Below are 25,052 nucleotides of genomic sequence, written 5' to 3' on the forward strand. Positions count from 1 at the left end.
GTCGTTGTCCAGATCGGCATAGGCAACACCGTTGGAGTTCACTTCCCTTTCGAAGCCCCATTCTGATATCACCTTCGTGAACGATAGATCGCCATCGTTCCTAAAGGCATAGTTCTGCAATTTATTTGAAGGTATATAATCTAATACTTGATTAATAGATAAGTTTTGAATAGAATCATTTTTTGGATCATTAATAAAACGACCAAAATCCTGATTTGCAAGTTCCCTTTTGATACCATTGGTGACAAAGATATCCTTCAGGCCATCGTTGTCAAAATCGGCAATCAACGGTGCCCAGCTCCAATCGGTCTTGGATATGCCCGAAAACTGTGCCACATCCGTAAAATAGCCATTGCCATTATTAAGATTAAGGATATTGGACATATAGTTATAATGGAATCCTGAACGGACGGTTTTCCAAAAACCATTCGTATTCATAGTAGCCATATTTTCTTTCCCCCTACGATGGTCTTCAGCGGACATATCTACAACAAATAAATCAGGAAGAAAATCGTTGTTCACATCGGCGTAATCAGACCCCATACTACTGTATGATGTATGCTTAAACTTAGTATTTGCTTGGTTTGTAAACGTGCCATTTTTATTGTTGATATACAATTTATCTGGAGTAATAAAATCGTTGGCGACGAATACGTCCAACCAACCATCATTGTTGTAATCGCCTATGGAAGCACTTAAACTGAACTCCTTATTTATCATACCACTTTCCATAGTGACATCGGTGAACTTAGTGCCATCGTTCCTGTAAAGGTGATCGGAGGTTTGGGGATAAAAATTTTTATCTTTTAGAATATTATCAAGATTGATGGAGTTAATGAAATCGTTCCGATGGTTGACAAGGAACATGTCCAGGTCGCCATCCCTGTCATAGTCAAAAAAATAGGATTGGATCGAGAACCCATCATCGTCCAGGCCCCATTTTTGAGCCTCTTCCCTAAACGTGCCATCCTTTTGGTTAACGAACAGTTTGTTGCGCCTTAGCGCATCGCTGTCAAGGGACGCCGATTTGCACACATAGATATCCATCCACCCATCGTTGTTGATGTCGATCATGTTGGCGCCCGTGGTCCAGCCGCCCATATCCGAAACCCCAGCCCTGTCCGTGATGTCCTCAAATCTAAGATCGCCCTTGTTAAGGTAAAGCTTGTTGGAACCTTGGTTCGATGTGAAGTAGATGTCATCCAGACCGTCGTTATTCACATCCGCTATCGCAACTCCCCCGCCATTGTATACATAAGGATAGCTTAGCGCATGAAAATCTGCCGTCTCCACTACGGTATTGTTGAAATGGATGTTGGTCCGTTCACTGTCCAACAGGGTAAAAAGTGTCTTTGAGGCCGTCTCCTTCTTCTCCACACTATCATCTTTACATGAATGGGATAGGATCAAAAGAATGGCCAGTATCTGGATCTTGGATATGCGCATCATAGTTTTGGTTCGGTTCAGCCGTCCGATAAATATCTTATTAAAGTTGCTTGGTTGGTCTCCAAATGTAAAAAAATCGAATGGTTACACAAAAAGATTTTACAAAACTTAATTTAGTTAATAAATTAATAGTTTCTGGCTAAATACTGAGATATTCATCTAAAATATTAGCTCTTAAAAACTTAAAAGGGATTGAATAATTAATAAAAATAACCGAACTTCGTTTCTTTAAATTTAACTAAAAATGAAAAAAATAATTTTCTATCTACTAGCAATAATCTTTTGTCAAAACACGTTCAGCCAAAACGATTGGGAAAACCCTCAGATGTTCCAACAAAACAGGGAAAAGGCACGTGCCACTTTTTATTCATACACAACTGTTGGGAAAGCCATGCTCGACAATCCAAAAGATGAAAGCTTTATTAAGTGCTTAAATGGAAAATGGAAATTTAATTTCACGGACCATTCCGATAAAGGAGTCCCAAATTTTGAAAAAACAGGTTTTGATGACAGTAACTGGGACGAAATCCCTGTGCCAGGAAACTGGGAAATGTATGGTTATGGCTATCCGCATTACACGAATGTGGTGTATCCTTTTGAGAAAAACCCTCCATTTATAAAAGCGTCGCAAAACTCAGTTGGCTCTTATATAACCTATTTTGAAGTTGATGAAAGCTGGTTGAACCGTGAAGTTTACATTCAATTAGGCTCTGTAAAATCTGGTTATTACCTATGGATAAACGGAACTAAAGTCGGTTACAACCAAGATTCTAAACTCCCAGCTGAGTTCAACATCACGCCCTATTTGAAAAAAGGGAAAAATAAATTGGCCGTTAAAGTCTTTAAGTTCACCGATGGCAGCTACCTGGAAGATCAGGATTTTTGGAGGTTATCGGGGATCCAACGCGATGTTTTTCTGTATGCTAGACCAAAAACCCGCATAAGTGATTTCTTTTCAAAGGCCTTATTAGATGCGAATTATGAAAATGGTGTATTTACTTTAGAAACTGAAGTAAAGAACACATCCACTAAAAAAGTATCCAATTTAAAATTGCAATATCAAGTTTTAGATGTTCAGGGTAAAGAAGTTTTATCAAATGAAAGTACATTTAGTATTAAAGCTTCAAGCATACATACATTGAGCTTTTCCGGCGACATCAATAAAGTGCATGCATGGTCTGCGGAAAATCCATACTTATATACTTTGGTATTAAATCTAAAGGACAGTAAAGCAAATACCATAGAGGCCACTTCCATCAAAATTGGTTTTAGAACCACAGAGATTAAAGGTGGCCAGCTATTGGTAAATGGGAAGCCCATTCTTTTAAAAGGCGTGAACCGCCATGAACATAACCAATATCATGGCCATGTCGTGAATGAAGAAGACATGGTGGCAGACATTAAAATGATGAAACTGAACAACATTAATGCCGTTCGAACCAGCCACTATCCCAACGATCCGCTTTGGTACAAATTGTGCGACCAATATGGCCTGTACCTTTATGATGAGGCGAATGTGGAATCGCATGGTATGGGCTATAAGCCATCAGAAACTTTGGCAAATAAACCCGAATGGAAAGCGGCGCATGTAGAACGCATATTAAATATGGTAGAGCGCGACAAAAACCATCCATCCATCATTGTATGGAGTATGGGAAATGAAGCTGGAACGGGTCCAAATTTTTTAGAGGCCTATAAAGCCATTAATGAGCGTGACAAGTACCGACCTGTACACTACGAACGTGCCGAAAAAGAAACAGACATTACAGAGCGTCATACTGATATTATTGGAAATATGTATGCCCCGATTAATTGGATTGAAAAAGGTTGGGTCGGAACCGATACTGAACGTCCATTTATATGGTGCGAGTACTCCCATGCCATGGGCAATAGTTCTGGCAACTTTAAGGAATACTGGGACTTGGTTCGTGGGAACAGACAAATACAAGGTGGGTTCATTTGGGATTGGATGGATCAGGGTATTGTAAAATACAGTGATGATGGCACCAAGTACTGGGCTTATGGAGGGCACTTTGAGCCAGAAGGCATTTATACAGATGGTAATTTTTGTTTTAATGGATTGGTAAACCCAGACCTTACGCCACACGCTGGTCTGTTTGAAGTAAAAAAAGTCTATCAGAACATTCATTTTAAGGATTTTAAAATTTCTGATGGAACCATTACCATCATGAACGAGCATTTCTTCTCGAATTTGGATACTTATTTGGTTCGTTGGGAATTGATGGAAAACGGCAAAGCCATCCAAACAGGTACATTCACACCAACGGATATTTTGCCACAGACCGAAAAAACAGTCCATCTTGGCATAAAGGATTTCAATGTTGAAAAAGGCAAAGAATATTTCTTAAATATTTATGCATTGCAAGGAAAAGAAACTGAACTAGTTCCTTTTGGACATGAAGTTGCTTCAGAACAGTTTGCTTTAACCGCTTTTGAGAAAATGGATATTAAGCCAATAGTTTCAAATGATGTAGTTGTTAAGGATGCTCCTGAGGCTATTTTAATTACCGGTAAAAATTTCACAGTGAATGTTTCCAAAAAAACAGGCACCATCACTTCGTATAAATTGAATAACTACGAATTGATGAATGAACCTTTAGCACCAACGTTTTGGCGTGCCCCAACGGATAACGATTTTGGTAATAGATTGCAGCTAAGAGCTGAAGTTTGGAAAGAAGCCATGAACAACGCCACTTTAGAAAGCATCAATCATAACATCGTGTCCGCAACAGAATTAACCATCAATTCAACATTAAAATTGCCAACGGTGGAAGGCACCATAGATATGGCTTATACCATCTACGGTAATGGAGAAATTAAAGTGGACTATACTTTTAAATCGAGCAAAACCGATTTACCAGAAATTCCACGTATAGGGGTGGTGTTTAGAATGCCCAAAGAATTTGATAATCTAGAATATTATGGCCGTGGTCCTTGGGAAAACTATATAGACAGGAATACGGCTGCTTTTGTTGGCATCTATCAATCTAAAGTTGCTGACCAATATGTGGTGTATGGCAGGCCACAGGAAAACGGACATAAAACAGATACCAGGTGGCTTACCTTAAAAAATCAATCTGGATTGGGTTTTAAAATAGAAACAAACGGTAAACCCATCGAATTTAACACCTTGCACCATAGCATCGAAGATTTTGACGAAGGCAAGAAAAAGAGTTTTAGGACTCCGATTGATGTTAAGAAAAGGGATTTTGTTGAAGTGCACATAGACCACAAAATGATGGGCGTTGGCGGTGATGATAGCTGGGGTGCCAAACCACATAAGCCTTATATATATTATACAGATCAAGTGTATAATTATAGTTTTACTATACGACCTGAATTATAAGTTTTGTTAGAATAATAATATCAAATTTGTTTAATGTCTCATACAATGAAATTATCATTTCAAAACATATTTGAATTAGAAGAAGCGGGAGAATTTAAAAAAGTCTTTGAAATTTATTCGGATTTATATTCTAAATATAAATCCGAATATGAAATTTGGAAACATTTTTATTTTTTCTTGTGGTTAGCAATTGAAGATGCTCCAAGAGAATTTAACGAAAAAATTAACCTTCGTGAATTAATGCAAAAAATGTTTGAAGAAGGCAAAAGAAATTTTTCCGATTTGGCCAACTTTAATTTTATCACTGGATATACTGTTTCAATATTTCCTTATGAATATGGAGATTATGATGACTTGGAAATTGAAGCTAAAAAAATGCTAAAAAAAGCAACTGAAATTGACACTGAAAACTTAATTTATAAACTCGTTTTTTTGGGAAGCTTACAAAAAGTTGACAAAGAAGAATACAAAAAAACAGAAATTGATGCTGCGCCAACTGTCTTAGAAGTATTTAAAGGAAAGGGTATGTTGAATAAATATTTTAGACAAGTTTTATATCGAATTGATAAGAAAACCTCAAGCTAACAGCGGTTTATATAAATTACAAGACTTGGGCATCTACTCGATTCCGTAGCGGAATCGTAAAGGAGTTTTGTCTTTGGAATCATCAGTAATAAATCATCAAAAATAGCTGAAAACCATTAAGAATAAACCAAATTTCAAAACCTAATCCCTGATCAAAGGCATGGTTGTACAACGCAGCAAGCCTCCTTGTTTACCAATTTCAGCATAAGGCACTTCTTCCACAATAAAACCTTCATTGTGTAGCCATGCATTTAATCTGGTAAAGTTTTTTTCAGAAATAATAACATCATCAGAAATAGAAAAAATATTGCTGTTCATGTTATACATTTCGTCTTGAGTGATTTCAAATATGTTTTCTTCTCCAAAAAAATCAACCAACCATTGGTATTCGCGTTCTATTAAAAAACCGGCTTTATAAATAATGGCTTTGCCTTTTCCTATGGGTTGAAAACAACAATCTAAATGCAAGGCATTTTCTTTGGGGTTTGTATTCGATTTTCGCAACTCAAAAGCCTTAACCGTTTTCTCTGGAAATAATTCCTGTATGGCAATAACAGCATCCATATTGGTTCTAGCCGTGATATAATCGGCATAGTCTTCACCAGAATACGTCCCCATAAAAATATAGTCGTCCCACAACATTACATCTCCCCCTTCAACATGGCATTCTTTTGGCAAAACTATTCTGTTCTCTCTATCTACCTGATTCCAAACATACCGTATAGCTTCAATTTCACGTTCTCTATCTGGTAAAATATTGGCTCTTATTATTTTATCTTCGATAACAAAAGCGATATCTCGTGAAAATATTTGGTTACAGTCTTTAATGATATTTGGTCTATAAACCTTTACGTCATATTTTCTTAAAACAGTTTCGACTGCATCCATTTCAAGAATCATATCCTCTTCCTTTGGATAGGTTCCATCCAGCACACTTTCAATACTTTTAGGGTCGTAACAATCTGCAACACTTGGCACTGGGCCATTGCTTTTGGCAGTTCCTAAAATGACTACCCGCAATCTTGACGTTTCGTTTTTTACATTAAGTTTTAGCATGATGTAAATATAAAAAAGCTCCACAAGTAAACTTATGAAGCTCTGATAATTTATTTTAACGATGTGTTATCTATTTTCTAATGGAACAAACGACCTTAGCGTTGCTCCAGTATATATTTGTCTCGGTCTGCCTATTGGCTCTTTATTTAAACGCATTTCACGCCATTGTGCTATCCAGCCCGGTAAACGTCCTAAAGCAAACATAACCGTAAACATATCGGTTGGAATGCCCATGCCTCTGTAAATGATTCCAGAATAGAAATCTACGTTAGGATACAATTTTCTATCTACAAAGTATGGATCTTCTAAAGCTTCTTTCTCAAGACCTTTGGCAATGTCTAAAATCGGATCCTCAATACCTAGATTACCTAATACTTCGTCAGCTGCCTTTTTTATGATTTTAGCTCTTGGGTCGAAGTTTTTATAAACTCGGTGACCAAAGCCCATTAATCTGAATGGATCTTGTTTATCTTTTGCTTTAGCCATGTACTTTTTAGTATCGCCACCATCTTCTTTAATGGCTTCCAACATTTCTAACACTGCTTGGTTAGCACCACCATGAAGTGGACCCCAAAGTGCAGAGATTCCCGCAGATAATGATGCAAATAATCCTGCATGCGAAGAACCAACAATCCTAACTGTGGACGTAGAACAGTTTTGTTCATGGTCTGCGTGTAAAATTAAAAGTTTATCTAAAGCATCCACTAAAATTTTGTTTTGAACATAGTTGGCATTAGGCTGTCTAAACATCATTTTTAAGATATTTTCAACATACCCCAAAGAATCATCACCATAGTCTAATGGTAATCCAAGTCTTTTTCTATACGTCCAAGCTACCAACACAGGAAATTTACCCATAATTTTAACAATGGCCCTATACATATCAGCCTCAGAATTCACATTAACCGAGGTTGGATTAAATGCTGTTAAGGCACTGGTTAACGAAGATATGACGCCCATTGGATGAGCCGTTTTTGGAAAAGCGTCCACTATTTTTTTAACATCTTCATCCACAACAGCTTGAGCTTTAATATCATTATGGAATTTATCATTTTGCTCTTTTGTAGGCAATTCTCCAAAAATCAAAAGATAGGCAACTTCTAAAAAGTCAGCTTTCTCAGCTAATTCTTCTATCGAGTAACCCCTGTATCTTAAAATGCCCTTTTCACCATCTAAAAAAGTAATACCACTTTCGCAAGAACCCGTATTTTTGAATCCTGGATCAATAGTTATTACGCCATCTGATTCGCTTCTAAAATTAGAAATGTCTATCGCTAATTCATTTTCTGTTCCTTCAATTACTGGGAGGTTTATTTTCTTTCCGTTGACTTCTATGCTAGCAGTATGTGCCATGTTATATACTTAATGTTTAATATTTATTTTGATTCGCTAATTTACAAAATATCTCATGATTAATAAAGCTTATCTACACTAGGATTTATCAATTATTATATTATTAAAAATGACGAATAAAAAAAGGCGATTATTAAAAAATAATCGCCTTTTTGATAATATTCAATACGTAATATTACTTAATTTTAAATGCTTTTTCCTGTGGAAAATAAGCTGTTTCTCCTAATTCTTCTTCAATACGAAGTAATTGATTATATTTTGCCATACGGTCACTTCTTGAAGCAGAACCTGTTTTAATTTGTCCACAGTTTAAAGCTACAGCTAAATCTGCAATCGTGTTATCTTCAGTTTCTCCAGAACGGTGAGACATAACAGAAGTATAACCTGCATTTTTAGCCATATTTACTGCTGCGATGGTTTCTGTTAAAGAACCTATTTGGTTAACTTTAACAAGAATGGAATTAGCGATACCTTCTTCAATACCACGTGATAAACGTTGTACATTCGTTACGAACAAATCATCACCTACCAATTGTACTTTTTTACCAATTTTATTGGTTAATAATTTCCACCCTTCCCAATCGTTTTGGTCCATACCATCTTCGATTGAGATTATTGGATATTTTGCTGATAATTCAGCCAAGTATTCAGCTTGTTCTGCAGATGTTCTTACCTTACCTTTATCACCTTCAAATTTGGTGTAATCGTATTTTCCATCTATATAAAATTCTGCCGAAGCACAATCTAACGCAATCATAACATCACCACCAAACGTATATCCTGCTTTCTCAACTGCTAATTTAATAGAATCTAAAGCATCTTCTGTTCCACCAGCTAAATTTGGAGCAAAACCGCCTTCATCACCAACAGCCGTACTTAAACCTCTATCGTGTAATACTTTTTTAAGATTATGGAAAATCTCTGTACCCATTTGCATAGCGTGTGTAAAACTTTTAGCTTTTACAGGCATAATCATAAATTCTTGAAATGCTATAGGCGCATCACTATGGGAACCACCATTAATGATATTCATCATAGGCACTGGAAGCGTATTTGCAGACACACCACCTACATATCTGTACAATGGCATATTTAACTCTGCAGCTGCTGCCTTAGCAACCGCTAGAGAAACACCTAAAATAGCATTAGCTCCTAATTTTGATTTATTTGGAGTTCCATCTAAATCAATCATGATTTTATCAATCAAATTTTGTTCGAAAACTGATACTCCCAATAATTCTTGAGCAATAATTGAGTTTACATTATCAACCGCTTTTAAAACACCCTTACCCATGTAAGCCTTTCCTCCATCACGAAGCTCTACGGCTTCATGCTCTCCTGTTGATGCTCCAGACGGCACTGCTGCTCTTCCTAAAACATCATTTTCTGTTACTACATCAACTTCTACAGTTGGGTTTCCTCTTGAATCAAGGATTTGTCTTGCGTGTATATTTATTATTGCACTCATAATTGGTTATTTTTAAACTTTTTAATATGTCAAATTTACGGTTAAATCGCCTTTAATTAATGATGTTTTTAAAGAATTTATTAAAATTATGCCTACAACGTTTTAGTAACTTCTAATACCAAGAGTAAACACATTTTAGAGATTTATTTTTTTATATTTTCGATGAATTGATCGAACAAATAAGAAGCATCATGTGGGCCAGGACTCGCTTCTGGATGGTACTGTACCGAAAAGCAATTTTTAGATTTCATAGCTAAGCCTGCAACGGTATGATCATTCAAATGCACGTGTGTTACTTCTAAATCTGGATGAGCTTCTGCCTCTTCCCTATTGACAGCAAAACCATGGTTTTGGGACGTTATTTCGCCTTTCCCAGTCCTTAGGTTTTTAACTGGGTGATTGATGCCTCTATGTCCATTATGCATTTTATAAGTTGACACCCCATTTGCCAGAGCTATAATTTGGTGGCCAAGGCAGATACCAAATAAAGGTAAATCGCGTTTAATTATTTCTTTTGCTAATGTTTGAGCTTCTACTAGAGGCTCTGGATCTCCAGGACCGTTAGATAAAAAATAACCATCTGGTTTGAATGCTTCTAAATCTTCAAATTTAGCATTGTATGGAAACACTTTTATGTAAGCATCTCTTTTTGCGATGTTTCGAAGAATGTTTTTCTTAATTCCAATATCTAAAGCGGCTACTTTATAAGTGGCGTTTTCATTACCAAAATAATAAGGCTCTTTGGTTGATACTTTTGAAGCCAACTCTAAACCATTCATATCTGGAACATCTGCCAATTGTTTCTTTAATCCTTCAATATTATCAACTTCTGTAGAAATAACTGCATTCATGGCACCATTATCTCTAATATAACTTACCAAAGCTCTAGTATCTACATCAGATATTGCTAACAGATTATTTTTATCTAGAAATGATTCCAAGGAACCATCGGAATCTATTCTTGAATATTCATAACTAAAATTTTTGCAAATTAGTCCTGCTATTTTTATGGAATCTGACTCAATTTCTTCGTCATTTACACCATAATTTCCAATGTGCGCATTGGTAGTCACCATTAATTGACCGTAATATGATGGGTCGGTAAAAATTTCTTGGTAACCAGTCATGCCCGTATTGAAACACACTTCTCCAAATGCGGATCCTTGTTTATTTCCAACTGCTTTGCCGTAAAAAATAGTACCATCTGCTAGAAGAATGATGGCTTTTTGTCGTTTTTGATATTTCATGTGTTAGATTTTTTTTTTTAAATTGTCACATGTGACCCTCATACAATGATTGCTTTTATAATATTATATGAGTTATGGAAGGTTTCATTCCTAAAAAAGTTTTACAAAATTGCATAAAAAAAAGGATAAACTAAAATAGTTTATCCTTTATATTTTAAATGTTTTTAACATCTATTCCTCTTCTTCTTTTGATGCTTTAGTATCAACAACTGGAGCAGCGGCAGGCTTAGCACCACCTCTTCTACTTCTTCTGGTTGTTTTCTTCTCTGGTTTACCAGCATTGTAGATTTCGTTGTAATCTACAAGCTCGATCATAGCCATATCAGCATTATCCCCTAAACGATTACCAAGTTTAATAATTCTTGTGTAACCTCCTGGTCTGTCACCAACTTTAGCAGCAACATCTCTAAATAATTCTGCTACAGCCTCTTTTTGTCTTAGTCTACTGAAAACAATACGTCTGTTGTGTGTAGTGTCTTCTTTAGATTTAGTAATCATTGGCTCAACAAATAGCTTTAATGCTTTTGCTTTTGCAACAGTTGTGTTTATACGTTTGTGCTCTATTAAAGAACAAGCCATATTTGCCAACATTGATTTTCTGTGAGCAGTTTGTCTGCCTAAGTGGTTTATTTTTTTTCCGTGTCTCATGACATTTGTTTTATCATCTTGCTACCAAACTCGACTGTCGAGGAGCAAAATATGATTAATTAATCTTTATCTAATTTGTATTTACTTAAATCCATTCCGAAGTTTAAACCTTTAATATGAACAAGTTCTTCAAGTTCTGTTAAAGATTTTTTACCAAAGTTTCTGAATTTCATCAAATCGTTTTTGTTGAAAGATACTAAATCTCCCAAAGTATCAACTTCTGCTGCTTTTAAACAGTTAAGAGCACGAACAGATAAATCCATATCGATTAACTTCGTTTTAAGCAACTGTCTCATGTGAAGAGATTCTTCATCATAAGTTTCAGTTTGTGCAATTTCATCAGCTTCTAATGTAATACGCTCATCAGAGAATAACATAAAGTGGTGAATTAATGTTTTAGCAGCTTCCGTTAAAGCGTCTTGAGGTGTTATAGAACCATCTGTAATGATTTCAAAAACCAGTTTTTCGTAATCGGTTTTTTGTTCAACACGATAGTTTTCAATACTATACTTTACATTTTTTATTGGTGTATAGATAGAATCTGTAAAGATAGTACCAATTGGTGCAGCAGCTTTTTTGTTTTCTTCCGCAGGTACGTAACCTCTACCTTTTTCTATGGTGATTTCCATGTTAAAGTTCACTTTAGGATCTAAATTACAGATTACTAATTCTGTATTCAATACTTGGAATCCTGAAATAAATTTTTGGAAATCTCCAGCTAATATTTGTTCTTGACCAGAAATTGATATAGAAATAGATTCGTTATCGATATCTTCAATTTGTCTTTTAAAACGAACTTGTTTTAAGTTTAATATGATTTCCGTAACATCTTCAACGACTCCTGAAATTGCTGAAAATTCATGATCTACACCTTCAATTCTAACTGATGTAATGGCGAATCCTTCTAAAGAAGAAAGTAAAACTCTTCTTAATGCGTTACCTACTGTTAATCCGTATCCAGGTTCTAAAGGGCGAAATTCGAATTTGCCTTCAAAATCTGTTGAATCAATCATGATTACTTTATCGGGCTTCTGAAAATTAAATACTGCCATGTTTTTCTTCGTTTTAATTGTTATTTAGTTGCGCGGATTATAAGTTTGAAGAAGTACAAATAAACCCTTTGGCTAAATACCAATGTTATTAATTTATTATTTAGAATATAATTCGACGATGAATTGTTCGTTTATGTTTTCTGGAATTTGAATTCTTGCAGGAACAGAAACATAAGTCCCTTGCTTAGTGTCGTTATTCCAAGTAATCCACTCGTATACTTGACTTGAGTTAGATAAAGATTTATCGATAGCTTCAAGTGATTTTGATTTTTCTCTTACAGCAACAACATCACCAGCGTGTAATTGATAAGAAGGTATATTTACCAATTCACCATTTACTGTAATGTGTCTGTGAGATACTAATTGTCTTGCACCGCTTCTAGAAGGAGCTATTCCCATTCTATAAACCACATTATCCAATCTAGATTCACAAAGTTGTAATAAAACCTCACCTGTGATACCTTGTGCTGCTCTAGCTTTTTTAAACATATTTCTGAATTGACGCTCTAATACACCATAAGTATATTTAGCTTTTTGCTTTTCTTGTAATTGAATTGCATATTCAGATTTTTTTCCACGACGCTTGTTTGCACCGTGTTGACCAGGAGGATAATTTCTTTTCTCAAAAGATTTATCTTCTCCGAAAATAGCTTCACCAAATTTACGAGCTATTTTAGTTTTAGGACCAGTATATCTTGCCATTTTAAATTGTTTTTAAGAGTGATTATGAATTAAGGTCTTAATCTTATCCTTCGATAATCGTTGATCTCTTGTTGATACTTGTTTTTATTTTTTCAGTTTGCAAATTTACACATAAAAATAATATCAACTGCCTAAAACAGTTGATATTATTTTTATTTATTTTATCGCATATAAATTATACTCTTCTACGTTTTGGAGGTCTACAACCATTATGTGGCAACGGAGTAACATCTATAATTTCTGTTACTTCAATACCTGCATTATGGATAGAACGAATAGCAGATTCTCTACCGTTTCCTGGACCTTTAACGTATACTTTTACTTTTTTCAAACCAGCTTCTTGTGCTACTGCTGCTGCATCTTCTGCTGCTAATTGTGCTGCGTAAGGCGTGTTTTTCTTAGAACCTTTAAATCCCATTTTACCAGCTGAAGACCATGCAATAACATCGCCTTTTTTATTGGTAAGTGAGATAATGATGTTATTGAATGATGCATTAACGTGTGCTTCACCAACAGAATCTACAATAACTTTACGTTTTTTTGTACTTGCTTTTGCCATATTTTCTAGTTTTCAGTTGTTAGTTGATAGTCGCTAGAATCCTAAACCTTTATAATTTCAAACAGATTCCTTCCAACGTCTAATACTAAAGACTAAATATTAATTAATTATTTAGTTGCTTTTTTCTTGTTAGCAACTGTTTTTCTTCTTCCTTTTCTTGTTCTGGAATTGTTTTTTGTACGTTGTCCTCTTAAAGGAAGACCCGATCTATGACGGATTCCTCTGTAACATCCAATATCCATTAAACGTTTGATGTTTAATTGGGTTTCTGAACGTAATTCACCTTCAATAGTAAAGGCAGATACAGCGTCACGAATGTTTCCAATTTGATCGTCGTTCCAATCCTGAACTTTGATACTCTCGTCTACTTTAGCTGTTGCTAAAATCTCTTGAGCTCTGCTTTTACCTATTCCGTAGATATAAGTTAAAGCGATAACTCCTCTTTTGTTTTTTGGTATGTCTACACCTGCAATTCTTGCCATAATTACCCTTGTCTTTGTTTGAATCTAGGATTCTTTTTGTTTATTACGTAAAGTCTACCTTTTCTGCGCACTATTTTACAATCGGCGCTTCTTTTTTTAACTGATGCTCTTACTTTCATCTGCTGATATTTATTTTTTTTAACTGTCAGATGCAACCTTTGGTTTCATCGTATCTGTATATTAGTACCTATAAGTTATACGAGCCTTAGATAAATCGTAAGGACTCATTTCTAATTTTACTTTGTCTCCTGGCAATAATTTAATGTAATGCATACGCATCTTACCAGAAATATGCGCAGTCACAATATGACCATTTTCTAATTCAACACGGAACATCGCATTTGATAATGCTTCTATAATAGTTCCATCTTGCTCAATTGCTGCTTGCTTTGCCATAGTATTAAGCTAATGCTTTTCTATTCTTACCTGTTTTCATCAAGCCATCATAATGCCTATTTAACAAATAAGAATTTACTTGTTGCATAGTATCTATTGCTACACCAACCAAAATTATCAATGAAGTACCTCCAAAAAATAATGCCCATCCTTGTTGAACTCCCATTAGCTTAACGATAAATGCTGGAAAAACAGCTAAAAACGCTAAGAAAATAGAACCTGGTAAGGTTATTTGAGACATAATTTTATCTAGATATTCTGAAGTTTCAGTACCTGGTCGAATTCCTGGAATAAAACCGCCACTACGTTTTAAATCGTCTGCCATTTTATTTGTTGGAACAGTAATTGCTGTATAAAAATATGTAAATATTATAATTAGAATTGCGAATGTAATATTATAAACTAATCCAAACATATCGGCATAGTTAGTTTGCAACCATCCACCAACAGCACTTTCCTTAAGAAATGATGATCCTCCAACCAATCCAGGCACAAACATAATAGCTTGGGCAAATATAATTGGCATAACTCCAGAAGCATTTAGTTTTAATGGAATGTATTGTCTTGAACCAGCCATAACATTTTTCTCATAGCTACCTGTTGCAGTTCTTCTTGCATATTGAACAGCAATTTTTCTAACGGCCATAACAAGCATGATGGCAGCCAATATAACAGCAAACCAAACGACAAGTTCAATTAATACCATCATTAATCCACCATTTCCTCCACCTTCAATTCTAGAAGCATAGTTTTGAACAAATGATGCTGGCATTCTAGCAATGATACCTACCATAATTAACAAAGAAATACCGTTACCAATACCTTTATCAGTAATTTTTTCTCCTAACCACATGGCAAAAATACATCCTGTTACTAAAATTGTCACTGATGAAAAATAAAATGAAAAACCTGTACCTAATAAAAAGGCACTTTGAGGAATTCCTAATGCTGGTAAACTTGCCAAATAGCCTGGTGCTTGTAACAAACAGATACCAATAGTTAACCAACGGGTAATTTGATTTATCTTTTTTTGACCACTAGCACCTTCTTTTTGTAGTTTTTGCAAATATGGAATCGCTATTCCCATTAACTGAACAACAATAGAAGCAGAAATGTAAGGCATAATACCTAATGCAAATATCGAAGCATTTGCAAAAGCACCACCTGTAAAGGCATTAAGCAACCCTAATAAACCACCATCTGTACTATCTGCTAACCCTCCTAATTGAGCAGCATCTATACCTGGCAGAACTACTTGAGCTCCAAAACGGTAAACTAATAACAGACCAAGGGTAACCATGATTCTGTTTCTTAGTTCTTCTATTTTCCAAACATTTTTTATTGATTCTATAAATTTCATATGCGTAGTTAAGTCTTATAAAGTTACAACTTCTCCACCTGCAGCTTCGATAGCAGCTTTTGCTGAAGCAGTAAATTTATGAGCAGATACTTTTAATTTAGCTTTCAATTCTCCTCTTCCTAATATCTTAACTAGATCATTTTTACTAGCTAATCTATTTGAGAAAAAAACCTCAAAATCTACAGTATCTTTAATCTTTTTATCATCAACTAATTGTTGTAAGGTATCTAAATTGATTCCCTGATACTCAACACGGTTAACATTAGTAAAACCAAATTTAGGCACACGTCTTTGAAGTGGCATTTGTCCTCCTTCAAATCCTACTTTCTTAGCATAACCAGAACGGGATTTAGCTCCTTTGTGGCCTTTTGTTGCAGTACCACCTTTTCCAGAACCTTGTCCTCTACCTATTCTTTTACCTTGATTTTTAACTGAACCTTCTGCAGGTTTTAAATTACTTAAATCCATTTTCAGTATTTATTATTATTTAATTTCTTCAACAGAAACTAAGTGATTTAATTTGTTTACCATACCAAGTACACTTGGAGAGGCTTCATGCTCAACAACTTGACCAATTTTTCTAAGACCTAAAGACTCTAATATTCTTTTTTGTCTTAGCGGACGATTGATTGCGCTTTTTATCTTTGTTACTCTAATCTTTGCCATCTTATCGTTTATTAACCGTTAAAAACTTTTTCAAGTGAAATACCTCTATCTCTAGCTATAACACTAGCATCTCTTAATTGTAATAAGGCATCAAAAGTTGCTTTTACCACATTGTGAGGATTTGAAGATCCTTGAGATTTTGATAGTACATCATGAACTCCAACTGCTTCAAGAACTGTTCTTACAGCTCCCCCAGCAATTACACCTGTACCGGCAGCAGCAGGAATGATATTAACTCTTGCTCCACCAAATTTACCTTTTTGCTCATGTGGTAATGATTTTCCTTTTAAAGGAATTCTAACAAGGTTTTTCTTAGCATCTTCAACAGCTTTTGCTATAGCACTTGCTACGTCTTTAGACTTTCCTAAACCTTGTCCTACAACACCAGCTTCATCACCAACCACAACGATTGCTGAAAAACCAAATGCTCTACCACCTTTAGTTACTTTTGTAACTCTTTGTACACCAACTAAACGATCCTTAAGATCTAATCCACCTGGTTTTACTAACTCTGCGCTTTTGTATTTACGATACATAATTTCTTAGAATTTAAGTCCTGCTTCTCTAGCTCCTTCAGCTAACGATTTTACTCTACCATGATATAAATAACCACCTCTATCGAAAGAAATAGTTTCTACACCTGCCTTTAAAGCTTTTTCAGCAAGAGCTTTACCTACTAATGCAGCTGCTTCAGTTTTATTAACCTTAGCTGTATTAATATCTTTATCTCTTGAAGATGCTGCGCTGATAGTTTTACCAGAAACATCATCTACTATTTGAGCATAAATCTCATTATTACTTCTAAAAACAGATAATCTTGGTCTAGCTTCTGTACCAGAAACTATTTTACGAATTCTGTTTTTAATTCTTATCCTTCTTTTGTGTTTTGTCAATGCCATAACTAAATTATTAAGCTGATTTACCTGCTTTTCTTCTCAATACCTCGCCTACAAACTTAATTCCTTTTCCTTTGTATGGTTCTGGTCTTCTAAAATCACGAATTTTTCCAGCTACTTGACCAACAAGTTGTTTATCAAACGATGTTAGTTTTATTATTGGATTCTTTCCTTTTTCTGAAACTGTTTCAACAACAACTTCTGGAGCTACTTCTAGAACAATATTATGGGAAAACCCTAAGGCTAAATCCAATTTTTGTCCTTGGTTTGATGCTCTGTAACCTACACCAACCAATTCTAATTCTTTAGTCCATCCTTGAGAAACACCTTTAATCATATTAAGCATTAAAGCTCTATATAAACCATGCTTAGCTTTTTGATCTTTTGTATCAGAAGAACGTGTTACTAAAACATTACCATCTTCAACTTTAATATCTACAGAATCGAAATTTTGGGTTAATTCCCCTAATTTTCCTTTTACCGTAACTATTCCGTCTTTTATATCAACTGTAACGCCTTGTGGAATTACTACTGGGTTATTACCTATTCTTGACATATCTTATCTTTTTAGTAAACGTAACATAATATTTCTCCACCTACATTCTCTTGCTTTGCTTGTTTACCTGTCATTACACCATGAGAAGTAGAAACGATGGCAATACCAAGACCATTAAGAATTCTAGGTAGTTCTTTAGAACTAGCATATTTACGTAAACCTGGTTTACTTATTCTTTCAATCTTTTTAATTACAGGCTCTTTGGTTTCCTTATTGTACTTAAGGGCAATTTTGATGGTGCCTTGTACAGTTGAATCGTCAAACTTGTAACTTAAAATATATCCTTGCTCGAATAATATTTTTGTGATGTCTTTTTTCAAGTTAGATGCAGGTATCTCAACCACTCTGTGGTTTGCACGGATTGCATTTCTAACTCTTGTAAGATAATCCGCTATTGGATCTGTATACATATTTATTAATTTGCGGTATTGGTTTTCAAAATTTATTGAACCTTATACCAGTTAAAACTCTTTTTTACCAGCTAGCTTTTGTTACACCAGGTATTAAACCTTGGTTAGCCATCTCTCTAAATGTTACACGAGAAATACCAAATGTTCTCATATAACCTCTTGGTCTACCTGTTAGTTTACAACGGTTATGTTGACGGATAGGAGATGCATTTTTTGGTAACTTTTGCAATGCCTCATAATCTCCAGCTTCTTTTAAAGCTTTACGTTTAGCTGCATATTTAGCTACTGTTTTAGATCTCTTTACCTCACGGGCTTTCATTGATTCTTTAGCCATAACTTAGTTCTTTTGAAAAGGTAATCCTAATTCGGTTAATAATGATTTTGCTTCTTTGTCAGTTTCAGCAGAAGTTACAAATGTAATATCCATACCTGAGATTTTATTCACTTTATCAATGTTTATCTCTGGGAATATAATTTGTTCGGTAATTCCTAAATTGTAATTACCCCTTCCATCAAATCCTGTCGCTTTTATACCGTTAAAATCCCTTACACGTGGTAAAGCAGATGTTACTAAACGGTCTAAAAACTCATACATTCTCTCTCCACGTAAAGTTACTTTCGCCCCAATAGGCATCCCTTTACGTAATTTAAAAGATGCAACGTCTTTTTTAGATATGGTAGCAACTGGTTTTTGACCAGTGATGCTTGCCAACTCCTCTAGAGCGTAATCAATTAGTTTTTTATCTGCTACCGCAGCACCAACACCTTTAGATATTACTATCTTTTCAAGCTTAGGTACTTGCATCACATTTTTATAACCAAATTCGTTTGTAAGAGCAGCAATTACTTTGCTTTTATACTCTTCTTTAAGTCTAGGTGAATATGCCATAACTATATTACTTCATTAGATTTTTTTGAAAATCTTACTTTCTTATCGCCTTCTACTCTGTATCCAACTCTAGTTGTTTCTCCTTTTGAAGTTAACAATGATAGGTTTGATATGTGAATAGCAGCTTCTTTCTCTACGATGCCTCCTTGAGGGTTTTTAGCACTTGGTTTCGTATGTTTCTTAACCAAGTTAACACCTTCAACGATGGCTTTGTTCTTATCTATTAATACCTTTTGTACTTTACCTTCAGATCCTTTGTGATCTCCAGCAATGACTTTTACAGTATCTCCCGATTTTATCTTAAGCTTTGTCATCTTATAAATTCATTAAAGCACTTCAGGTGCCAATGATACAATTTTCATGAATTGTTTATCACGAAGTTCTCTAGCAACTGGACCAAAAACACGTGTTCCTCTCATCTCACCTTGGGCGTTTAAAAGCACACATGCGTTGTCGTCGAATCTAATATAAGATCCGTCCGGTCTTCTTACTTCTTTTACAGTACGAACTACTACCGCTGTAGAAACAGCACCTTTTTTAATGTTACCATTAGGTGTAGCATCTTTAATAGAAACCACTATTTTGTCTCCTACAGAAGCGTATCTTCTTTTAGTACCACCGAGAACACGTATGGTTAATACTTCTTTTGCTCCAGTGTTATCTGCGACTTTAAGTCTTGATTCTTGTTGTACCATAATTACTTAGCTCTTTCAATTATTTCAACTAATCTCCAACATTTAGATTTACTTAAAGGTCTTGTTTCCATGATCTTTACTGTATCTCCAATATTACAATCGTTTGTTTCGTCGTGTGCAACATATTTTTTTGTTTTCAACACGAACTTTCCATACATAGGGTGTTTTACTTTTTTTACCTCAGCAACTACAATTGATTTTTGCATTTTGTTGCTAGTAACTACTCCTATACGTTCTTTTCTTAAGTTTCTTGTTTCCATCTTTCAGCAGAATTATTGTAATTCTCTTTTAGTTAATTCTGTCGCAATTCTAGCCACGGTACGTCTGATACCACGTAACTGGATTGGATTTTCTAAAGGAGATATTGCATGAGCCAATTTTAGGTCTGAATAACTCTTTTTTGTTTCACTAAGTTTCTCTTGTAACTCAGCTACGGATAATTCTTTAATCTCTGATTGTTTCATAATATCAAATAAATTATGCTTCGTAATCTCTAGCGATTAAAAACTTAGTTTTAACTGGTAGTTTTTGTGCTGCTAAACGTAACGCTTCTTTAGCGATATCTAGTGGCACACCTCCCACTTCAAATAGTATTCTACCTGGTTTTACAACAGCTACCCAATATTCAACGGCACCTTTACCTTTACCCATACGTACTTCAAGAGGTTTCTTCGTAATTGGCTTATCTGGAAATATTTTAATCCAAAGTTGCCCTTCTCTTTTCATGTAACGTGTAGCGGCAATACGTGCAGCTTCTATTTGACGTGATGTTAAAAAACTTGAATCGATCGATTTTATACCAAAAGTACCGTTTGAAAGTTGATGCCCTCTTTGAGAGATCCCCTTCATACGTCCTGTTTGCATTTTACGAAATTTTGTTCTTTTAGGCTGTAACATTTTTCTTTTCTTTATAAAAAATTACTTTCTACGACGAGGTTTAGCCGCACCTTTTTCAGGACGCTCTGAACCACTACTTGAGCCACCACTTTTTCCTTGCTTTTTGGACATTCCAACAAGTGGAGAAAGTTCTCTTTTACCGTATACTTCACCTTTCATGATCCATACTTTCACACCTAATCTACCATAAGTAGTATGTGCTTCAACTAAAGCATAGTCAATATCGGCTCTAAAGGTTGATAAAGGAATACGTCCTTCTTTGTAGTGCTCAGATCGTGCCATTTCAGCACCATTTAAACGTCCACTTATCTGAACTTTAATTCCTTCAGCATTCATTCGCATTGTAGCAGCAATAGCCATTTTTATAGCACGTCTGTATGAAATTCTGTTTTCAATTTGACGAGCAATGCTTGATCCTACTAAAAATGCATCTAGTTCAGGTCTCTTAATTTCAAAGATGTTAATCTGAACTTCTTTTCCTGTAATTTTTTTAAGCTCTTCTTTTAACTTGTCTACCTCTTGGCCCGCTTTCCCGATAATGATACCTGGACGAGCTGTTGTGATAGTAACGGTTACAAGTTTTAGAGTTCTTTCAATAATTACTCTGGAAACACTAGCTTTAGATAAACGTACATGTACGTATTTTCTAATTTTATCGTCTTCGGCAAGCTTATCTCCATAATCATTACCTCCGTACCAATTAGACTCCCATCCTCTGATAATTCCTAAGCGATTTCCGATTGGATTTGTTTTTTGTCCCATACTTCTATCTTAGCTTTGTGTGTTATTGTTAGCTCCAACTACTAATGTAACGTGGTTAGAACGTTTTCTAATTCTGTGTGCGCGACCTTGAGGTGCTGGACGTAACCTTTTTAACATGGCTCCGCCATCGACTCTAATCTCTTTTACAATTAATTCTGCATCTTCAATGCTTGCAGCTTCGTTTTTAGATTGCCAGTTTGCAATTGCAGACAATAACAATTTCTCTAACTTACCTGAAGCTTCTTTTTGATTGAATTTCAAAATACTAAGCGCTTTTTCTACGCGTTCACCTCTTACCAAATCGGCTACTAAACGCATTTTTCTTGGTGATGTAGGACAGTTATTAAGTTTAGCAAAAGCAACTTGCTTTTTATCTTCCTTAATAGCGTCTGCCATTTGTTTTTTACGACTTCCCATTGCTTACTATTTTTTACCTTTATTTTTAGCACCTGCATGACCTCTAAATGATCTTGTTGGTGAAAATTCTCCTAATTTATGGCCTACCATGTTTTCAGTAACATATACTGGTACAAATTGACGGCCATTGTGTACTGCTATTGTTTGTCCAACAAAATCCGGAGTTATCATACTGGCTCTTGACCAAGTTTTAATAACCGTTTTTTTGCTAGTTTCAATGTTTACAGCTACCTTTTTCTCTAGTTTATAATGAACGTAAGGTCCTTTTTTTAGTGATCTTGCCATGTCTTATTTCTTTCTACGTTCTACAATATATTTATTACTTGCATTCTTTTTAGAACGAGTTCTATATCCTTTAGCTGGAATACCTTTTCTAGAACGTGGATGTCCTCCTGATGATTTTCCTTCACCACCTCCCATAGGGTGATCAACAGGATTCATTACTACGGCTCTAGTACGTGGTCTTCTTCCTAACCATCTTGTTCTACCTGCTTTACCAGACACTAACAATTGATGATCTGAATTAGATACAACGCCTACAGTTGCTAAACAATTTACAAGCACTAATCTTGTTTCACCAGAAGGTAATTTAATAGTAGCAAATTTACCATCTCTTGCCATTAGTTGAGCAAAGGCTCCAGCACTACGAGCCATAATCGCTCCTTGTCCCGGTCTAAGTTCAACACAAGAAATAATAGTTCCTAATGGAATTTGACTTAAAGGCATGGCATTTCCGATTTCTGGAGCAATTCCTTCTTGTCCTGACACTACAGTTTGACCAACTTGTAACCCATTTTGAGCAACAATATATCTTTTCTCGCCATCTTGATAGTTCAATAATGCGATGAAAGCTGTTCTGTTTGGATCGTATTCTATTGATTTTACTTCAGCTGGAATTCCAGTTTTGTTTCTTTTGAAATCAATAATACGATACTTTCTTTTATGACCACCACCTACATAACGCATGGTCATTTTTCCTTGACTGTTTCTACCACCAGACTTTTTATGCGGAGCAATTAAACTTTTCTCCGGCTTATCAGTAGTTATGGCGTCAAATCCATTTACTACTCTAAATCGCTGTCCTGGTGTGATTGGTTTTAATTTTCTTACTGACATTTTTGTCTAATTACATGTTACTGTATAAATCAATCACTTCACCTTCCGCCAGTTGTACAAGTGCTTTTTTAACAGCATTTGTTTTACCATGTTGAATACCTGTTTTTGTAAAACGGGTTCTTCTATCTGGACGGACATTCATTGTACGAACTTTTTCAACAGAAACACCATAAGCAGCCTCAACCGCTTTTTTTATTTCTATCTTGTTCGCCTTAGTATTCACTTCGAAAGTATAGCAGTTTCTTAACTCGCTATTAGCTGTCGCTTTTTCTGTGATTATAGGTTTAATTAAGATATTCATGGTTTCTATTTACTTAAATTTGATTCAATTCCTTCTAAAGCTCCTTCTAAAAACACTATTTGATTTGCATTTAAAATTTTATAAGTGTTTAATTCTGAGTTGGTTACAACCTCAGAGCTTTTTAAATTGCGCGATGACAAATATACATTATTATTTGACCCACCCAACACAAAGAGAGATTTTTTGTTTTCTATGTTTAGAGCCTTTAAAATAGCTGTAAAATTCTTAGTTTTTACTGTGTCAAAACTGAAGTCTTCCAATACTAAAATAGACTGCTCGCTAGCTTTAATACTTAATGCAGATTTACGTGCCAAACGCTTTACATTTTTATTAAGTTTGAAGCTGTAATTTCTTGGTCGAGGACCAAACATACGACCACCACCAACAAAAACTCCAGATTTGATACTTCCTGCTCTAGCAGTACCTGTACCTTTTTGTTTTTTAATCTTGCGTGTACTTCCAGAAACTTCGGCTCTCTCTTTCGATTTGTGCGTTCCTTGTCTTTGGTTTGCTAAATATTGTTTAACATCCAAATAAACTGCATGATTATTAGGCTCTATAGCAAATACATCTTTAGAAAGGTCTGCCTTTCTACCTGTATCTTTTCCGTTTATATCTAAAACTGCTACTTTCATTATTTTCTAATAATTACATAAGAATTTTTATGCCCAGGTACACAACCTTTAACAACTAGTAGGTTCTTATCAGCAACCACTTTTAAAACTCTTAAATTTTCAACTTTTACAGAATCTCCACCCATTCTACCTGCCATACGAATTCCTTTAAAAACTCTAGCAGGATACGAAGCAGCTCCAACAGAACCAGGGGCTCTTAAACGGTTATGTTGACCGTGAGTAGATTGACCTACACCACCAAAACCGTGACGTTTAACAACACCTTGAAATCCTTTTCCTTTTGATACACCAGAGATATCAACAAATTCACCTTCAGCAAAATGTTCAACTGTGATAGCATCACCTAATTTGTACTCCGCATCAAAACCTTTAAACTCAACGATTTTGCGTTTTACAGAAGTCCCTGCTTTTTTAGCATGACCTAAGTCAGCTTTAGTAGCACTTTTTTCTGTCGCGTCATCGAAACCAAGCTGAATGGCTTTGTAGCCATCAACTTCTTCGGTTCTGACTTGGGTAACGATACATGGTCCAGCTTCGATTACTGTACATGGAATGTTCTTTCCATTTTCATCGAAGATGCTGGTCATACCGATTTTTTTTCCAATTAACCCAGACATAATTATTATTTATTTGTTATTACTATTTGTTATTAAAAATACAAGGTCGAAAAATACATTTCAACCTTGAATTGTATTTTACCGTTTTTCCTTCGCTCGCAGCTTAGGACATGTATTGAAACTTTAGTTTCTTATCATGAAATCCTGCCTTCGCAGGAATGACACTATACTTTAATCTCTACTTCAACTCCACTTGGCAATTCAAGTTTCATTAAGGCATCAATTGTTTTTGAAGACGAAGAGTAGATATCAAGTAATCTCTTGTATGAGCTTAATTGAAATTGCTCTCTTGCCTTTTTATTTACGTGCGGAGAACGCAATACAGTGAAAATTTTCTTGTGTGTTGGTAATGGAATTGGTCCAGTTACAACAGCACCTGTACTTTTTACTGTTTTTACAATCTTATCAGCAGACTTGTCTACTAAATTGTGATCGTAAGACTTTAATTTTATTCTGATTTTTTGACTCATTTTC

At 35.2% G+C, this 25,052-nt stretch carries 36 protein-coding genes; 2 read left to right on the forward strand and 34 right to left on the reverse strand.

The window, feature by feature from the left end; genetic code table 11:
• Positions 1-1,449, reverse strand: a 1,449-nt coding sequence (locus CDH50_RS03855) for an FG-GAP repeat domain-containing protein (RefSeq protein WP_198513429.1), incomplete at its 3' end; no start/stop codon positions are given.
• Positions 1,450-1,690: 241 nt separating this feature from the next.
• Between CDH50_RS03855 and CDH50_RS03860 the strand changes: the two genes are divergently transcribed.
• Together CDH50_RS03860 and CDH50_RS03865 are read left to right on the forward strand one after the other, a co-directional pair.
• Positions 1,691-4,813, forward strand: a complete 3,123-nt coding sequence (locus CDH50_RS03860) for a glycoside hydrolase family 2 TIM barrel-domain containing protein (protein ID WP_100610606.1) — start codon at positions 1,691-1,693, stop codon at positions 4,811-4,813.
• A gap of 45 nt (positions 4,814-4,858) precedes the next feature.
• Entirely contained in the window at positions 4,859-5,398 is a 540-nt protein-coding gene (locus tag CDH50_RS03865; RefSeq protein WP_100610607.1) for a hypothetical protein, read from the forward strand.
• Between the two features lie 141 nt (positions 5,399-5,539).
• On the opposite strand, the gene CDH50_RS03870 is transcribed toward CDH50_RS03865, so the two are convergent.
• The 33 genes from CDH50_RS03870 to rpsJ all read right to left on the reverse strand — a co-directional run bounded on the left by CDH50_RS03870 (position 5,540) and on the right by rpsJ (position 25,048).
• On the reverse strand, positions 5,540-6,454 hold the full coding sequence (locus CDH50_RS03870; RefSeq protein WP_100610608.1) for a dimethylarginine dimethylaminohydrolase family protein: 915 nt from the start codon (positions 6,452-6,454) through the stop codon (positions 5,540-5,542).
• Positions 6,455-6,520: 66 nt separating this feature from the next.
• Positions 6,521-7,807 (reverse strand): citrate synthase, encoded by a 1,287-nt coding sequence (locus CDH50_RS03875; protein ID WP_100610609.1) that lies wholly within the window; start codon positions 7,805-7,807, stop codon positions 6,521-6,523.
• 175 nt (positions 7,808-7,982) lie between these two features.
• Complete coding sequence (gene eno, locus CDH50_RS03880) at positions 7,983-9,275, reverse strand: phosphopyruvate hydratase (protein ID WP_100610610.1); 1,293 nt, start codon at positions 9,273-9,275, stop codon at positions 7,983-7,985.
• A 143-nt stretch (positions 9,276-9,418) separates the two neighbouring features.
• On the reverse strand, positions 9,419-10,522 hold the full coding sequence (carA, locus tag CDH50_RS03885) for a glutamine-hydrolyzing carbamoyl-phosphate synthase small subunit (RefSeq protein WP_100610611.1): 1,104 nt from the start codon (positions 10,520-10,522) through the stop codon (positions 9,419-9,421).
• A 171-nt stretch (positions 10,523-10,693) separates the two neighbouring features.
• Positions 10,694-11,170, reverse strand: coding sequence for a 50S ribosomal protein L17 (gene rplQ / locus CDH50_RS03890; RefSeq protein ID WP_100610612.1), 477 nt, complete (start codon positions 11,168-11,170; stop codon positions 10,694-10,696).
• A 59-nt stretch (positions 11,171-11,229) separates the two neighbouring features.
• Positions 11,230-12,222, reverse strand: coding sequence for a DNA-directed RNA polymerase subunit alpha (locus tag CDH50_RS03895; RefSeq protein ID WP_100610613.1), 993 nt, complete (start codon positions 12,220-12,222; stop codon positions 11,230-11,232).
• A gap of 96 nt (positions 12,223-12,318) precedes the next feature.
• The gene (gene rpsD / locus CDH50_RS03900; protein WP_100610614.1) at positions 12,319-12,924 is read right to left on the reverse strand and encodes a 30S ribosomal protein S4; all 606 of its coding nucleotides are present in this window, start codon (positions 12,922-12,924) and stop codon (positions 12,319-12,321) included.
• A gap of 175 nt (positions 12,925-13,099) precedes the next feature.
• Positions 13,100-13,483 carry a 30S ribosomal protein S11 gene (gene rpsK, locus CDH50_RS03905; RefSeq protein WP_100610615.1) on the reverse strand — a complete coding sequence of 128 codons (384 nt, stop codon included), beginning with the start codon at positions 13,481-13,483 and terminating at the stop codon, positions 13,100-13,102.
• A gap of 107 nt (positions 13,484-13,590) precedes the next feature.
• A complete protein-coding gene (gene rpsM / locus CDH50_RS03910) occupies positions 13,591-13,965 on the reverse strand; it encodes a 30S ribosomal protein S13 (protein WP_100610616.1) in 375 nt (124 codons plus the stop codon).
• A 2-nt stretch (positions 13,966-13,967) separates the two neighbouring features.
• A complete protein-coding gene (gene ykgO, locus CDH50_RS03915; RefSeq protein ID WP_013305171.1) occupies positions 13,968-14,084 on the reverse strand; it encodes a type B 50S ribosomal protein L36 in 117 nt (38 codons plus the stop codon).
• A gap of 61 nt (positions 14,085-14,145) precedes the next feature.
• Complete coding sequence (gene infA, locus CDH50_RS03920) at positions 14,146-14,361, reverse strand: translation initiation factor IF-1 (protein ID WP_028289261.1); 216 nt, start codon at positions 14,359-14,361, stop codon at positions 14,146-14,148.
• Positions 14,362-14,365: 4 nt separating this feature from the next.
• Positions 14,366-15,721 (reverse strand): preprotein translocase subunit SecY, encoded by a 1,356-nt coding sequence (gene secY / locus CDH50_RS03925; RefSeq protein ID WP_100610617.1) that lies wholly within the window; start codon positions 15,719-15,721, stop codon positions 14,366-14,368.
• A 15-nt stretch (positions 15,722-15,736) separates the two neighbouring features.
• Entirely contained in the window at positions 15,737-16,189 is a 453-nt protein-coding gene (rplO, locus tag CDH50_RS03930; RefSeq protein ID WP_100610618.1) for a 50S ribosomal protein L15, read from the reverse strand.
• A gap of 15 nt (positions 16,190-16,204) precedes the next feature.
• The gene (gene rpmD, locus CDH50_RS03935; protein WP_100610619.1) at positions 16,205-16,387 is read right to left on the reverse strand and encodes a 50S ribosomal protein L30; all 183 of its coding nucleotides are present in this window, start codon (positions 16,385-16,387) and stop codon (positions 16,205-16,207) included.
• Positions 16,388-16,398: 11 nt separating this feature from the next.
• Entirely contained in the window at positions 16,399-16,923 is a 525-nt protein-coding gene (rpsE, locus tag CDH50_RS03940) for a 30S ribosomal protein S5 (protein ID WP_100610620.1), read from the reverse strand.
• A 6-nt stretch (positions 16,924-16,929) separates the two neighbouring features.
• The gene (gene rplR, locus CDH50_RS03945) at positions 16,930-17,286 is read right to left on the reverse strand and encodes a 50S ribosomal protein L18 (RefSeq protein ID WP_100610621.1); all 357 of its coding nucleotides are present in this window, start codon (positions 17,284-17,286) and stop codon (positions 16,930-16,932) included.
• A 10-nt stretch (positions 17,287-17,296) separates the two neighbouring features.
• Positions 17,297-17,839 carry a 50S ribosomal protein L6 gene (gene rplF / locus CDH50_RS03950; RefSeq protein ID WP_100610622.1) on the reverse strand — a complete coding sequence of 181 codons (543 nt, stop codon included), beginning with the start codon at positions 17,837-17,839 and terminating at the stop codon, positions 17,297-17,299.
• An 11-nt stretch (positions 17,840-17,850) separates the two neighbouring features.
• Entirely contained in the window at positions 17,851-18,249 is a 399-nt protein-coding gene (rpsH, locus tag CDH50_RS03955; RefSeq protein ID WP_100610623.1) for a 30S ribosomal protein S8, read from the reverse strand.
• A gap of 64 nt (positions 18,250-18,313) precedes the next feature.
• Positions 18,314-18,583, reverse strand: coding sequence for a 30S ribosomal protein S14 (gene rpsN / locus CDH50_RS03960; protein WP_100610624.1), 270 nt, complete (start codon positions 18,581-18,583; stop codon positions 18,314-18,316).
• A gap of 3 nt (positions 18,584-18,586) precedes the next feature.
• Entirely contained in the window at positions 18,587-19,138 is a 552-nt protein-coding gene (gene rplE, locus CDH50_RS03965; RefSeq protein WP_100610625.1) for a 50S ribosomal protein L5, read from the reverse strand.
• Between the two features lie 2 nt (positions 19,139-19,140).
• The gene (gene rplX / locus CDH50_RS03970) at positions 19,141-19,452 is read right to left on the reverse strand and encodes a 50S ribosomal protein L24 (RefSeq protein ID WP_100610626.1); all 312 of its coding nucleotides are present in this window, start codon (positions 19,450-19,452) and stop codon (positions 19,141-19,143) included.
• A gap of 12 nt (positions 19,453-19,464) precedes the next feature.
• On the reverse strand, positions 19,465-19,833 hold the full coding sequence (gene rplN / locus CDH50_RS03975; RefSeq protein WP_100610627.1) for a 50S ribosomal protein L14: 369 nt from the start codon (positions 19,831-19,833) through the stop codon (positions 19,465-19,467).
• Positions 19,834-19,835: 2 nt separating this feature from the next.
• Positions 19,836-20,093: a 30S ribosomal protein S17 gene (gene rpsQ / locus CDH50_RS03980; protein ID WP_072399584.1), complete on the reverse strand. Its 258-nt coding sequence runs from the start codon at positions 20,091-20,093 to the stop codon at positions 19,836-19,838.
• A 12-nt stretch (positions 20,094-20,105) separates the two neighbouring features.
• Positions 20,106-20,297 carry a 50S ribosomal protein L29 gene (gene rpmC, locus CDH50_RS03985; protein ID WP_100610628.1) on the reverse strand — a complete coding sequence of 64 codons (192 nt, stop codon included), beginning with the start codon at positions 20,295-20,297 and terminating at the stop codon, positions 20,106-20,108.
• Between the two features lie 13 nt (positions 20,298-20,310).
• A complete protein-coding gene (gene rplP / locus CDH50_RS03990) occupies positions 20,311-20,730 on the reverse strand; it encodes a 50S ribosomal protein L16 (protein ID WP_100610629.1) in 420 nt (139 codons plus the stop codon).
• A gap of 21 nt (positions 20,731-20,751) precedes the next feature.
• Positions 20,752-21,492 (reverse strand): 30S ribosomal protein S3, encoded by a 741-nt coding sequence (gene rpsC, locus CDH50_RS03995; protein WP_100610630.1) that lies wholly within the window; start codon positions 21,490-21,492, stop codon positions 20,752-20,754.
• Between the two features lie 9 nt (positions 21,493-21,501).
• Entirely contained in the window at positions 21,502-21,909 is a 408-nt protein-coding gene (gene rplV, locus CDH50_RS04000; RefSeq protein ID WP_100610631.1) for a 50S ribosomal protein L22, read from the reverse strand.
• A 6-nt stretch (positions 21,910-21,915) separates the two neighbouring features.
• Positions 21,916-22,194, reverse strand: coding sequence for a 30S ribosomal protein S19 (gene rpsS, locus CDH50_RS04005; RefSeq protein ID WP_100610632.1), 279 nt, complete (start codon positions 22,192-22,194; stop codon positions 21,916-21,918).
• 3 nt (positions 22,195-22,197) lie between these two features.
• Positions 22,198-23,025, reverse strand: coding sequence for a 50S ribosomal protein L2 (gene rplB, locus CDH50_RS04010; RefSeq protein WP_100610633.1), 828 nt, complete (start codon positions 23,023-23,025; stop codon positions 22,198-22,200).
• Between the two features lie 10 nt (positions 23,026-23,035).
• A complete protein-coding gene (gene rplW, locus CDH50_RS04015) occupies positions 23,036-23,326 on the reverse strand; it encodes a 50S ribosomal protein L23 (protein ID WP_100610634.1) in 291 nt (96 codons plus the stop codon).
• A 5-nt stretch (positions 23,327-23,331) separates the two neighbouring features.
• Positions 23,332-23,961, reverse strand: a complete 630-nt coding sequence (rplD, locus tag CDH50_RS04020; RefSeq protein WP_100610635.1) for a 50S ribosomal protein L4 — start codon at positions 23,959-23,961, stop codon at positions 23,332-23,334.
• Complete coding sequence (gene rplC / locus CDH50_RS04025; RefSeq protein ID WP_100610636.1) at positions 23,961-24,578, reverse strand: 50S ribosomal protein L3; 618 nt, start codon at positions 24,576-24,578, stop codon at positions 23,961-23,963. Before rplC ends, rplD begins: the two co-directional genes overlap by 1 nt.
• Positions 24,579-24,742: 164 nt before the next feature.
• On the reverse strand, positions 24,743-25,048 hold the full coding sequence (gene rpsJ, locus CDH50_RS04030; protein WP_100610637.1) for a 30S ribosomal protein S10: 306 nt from the start codon (positions 25,046-25,048) through the stop codon (positions 24,743-24,745).
• Between the last annotated feature and the right edge of the window lie 4 nt (positions 25,049-25,052).

Source organism: Confluentibacter lentus (assembly GCF_002806995.1).
In the GTDB taxonomy this organism is placed as follows: domain Bacteria; phylum Bacteroidota; class Bacteroidia; order Flavobacteriales; family Flavobacteriaceae; genus Confluentibacter; species Confluentibacter lentus.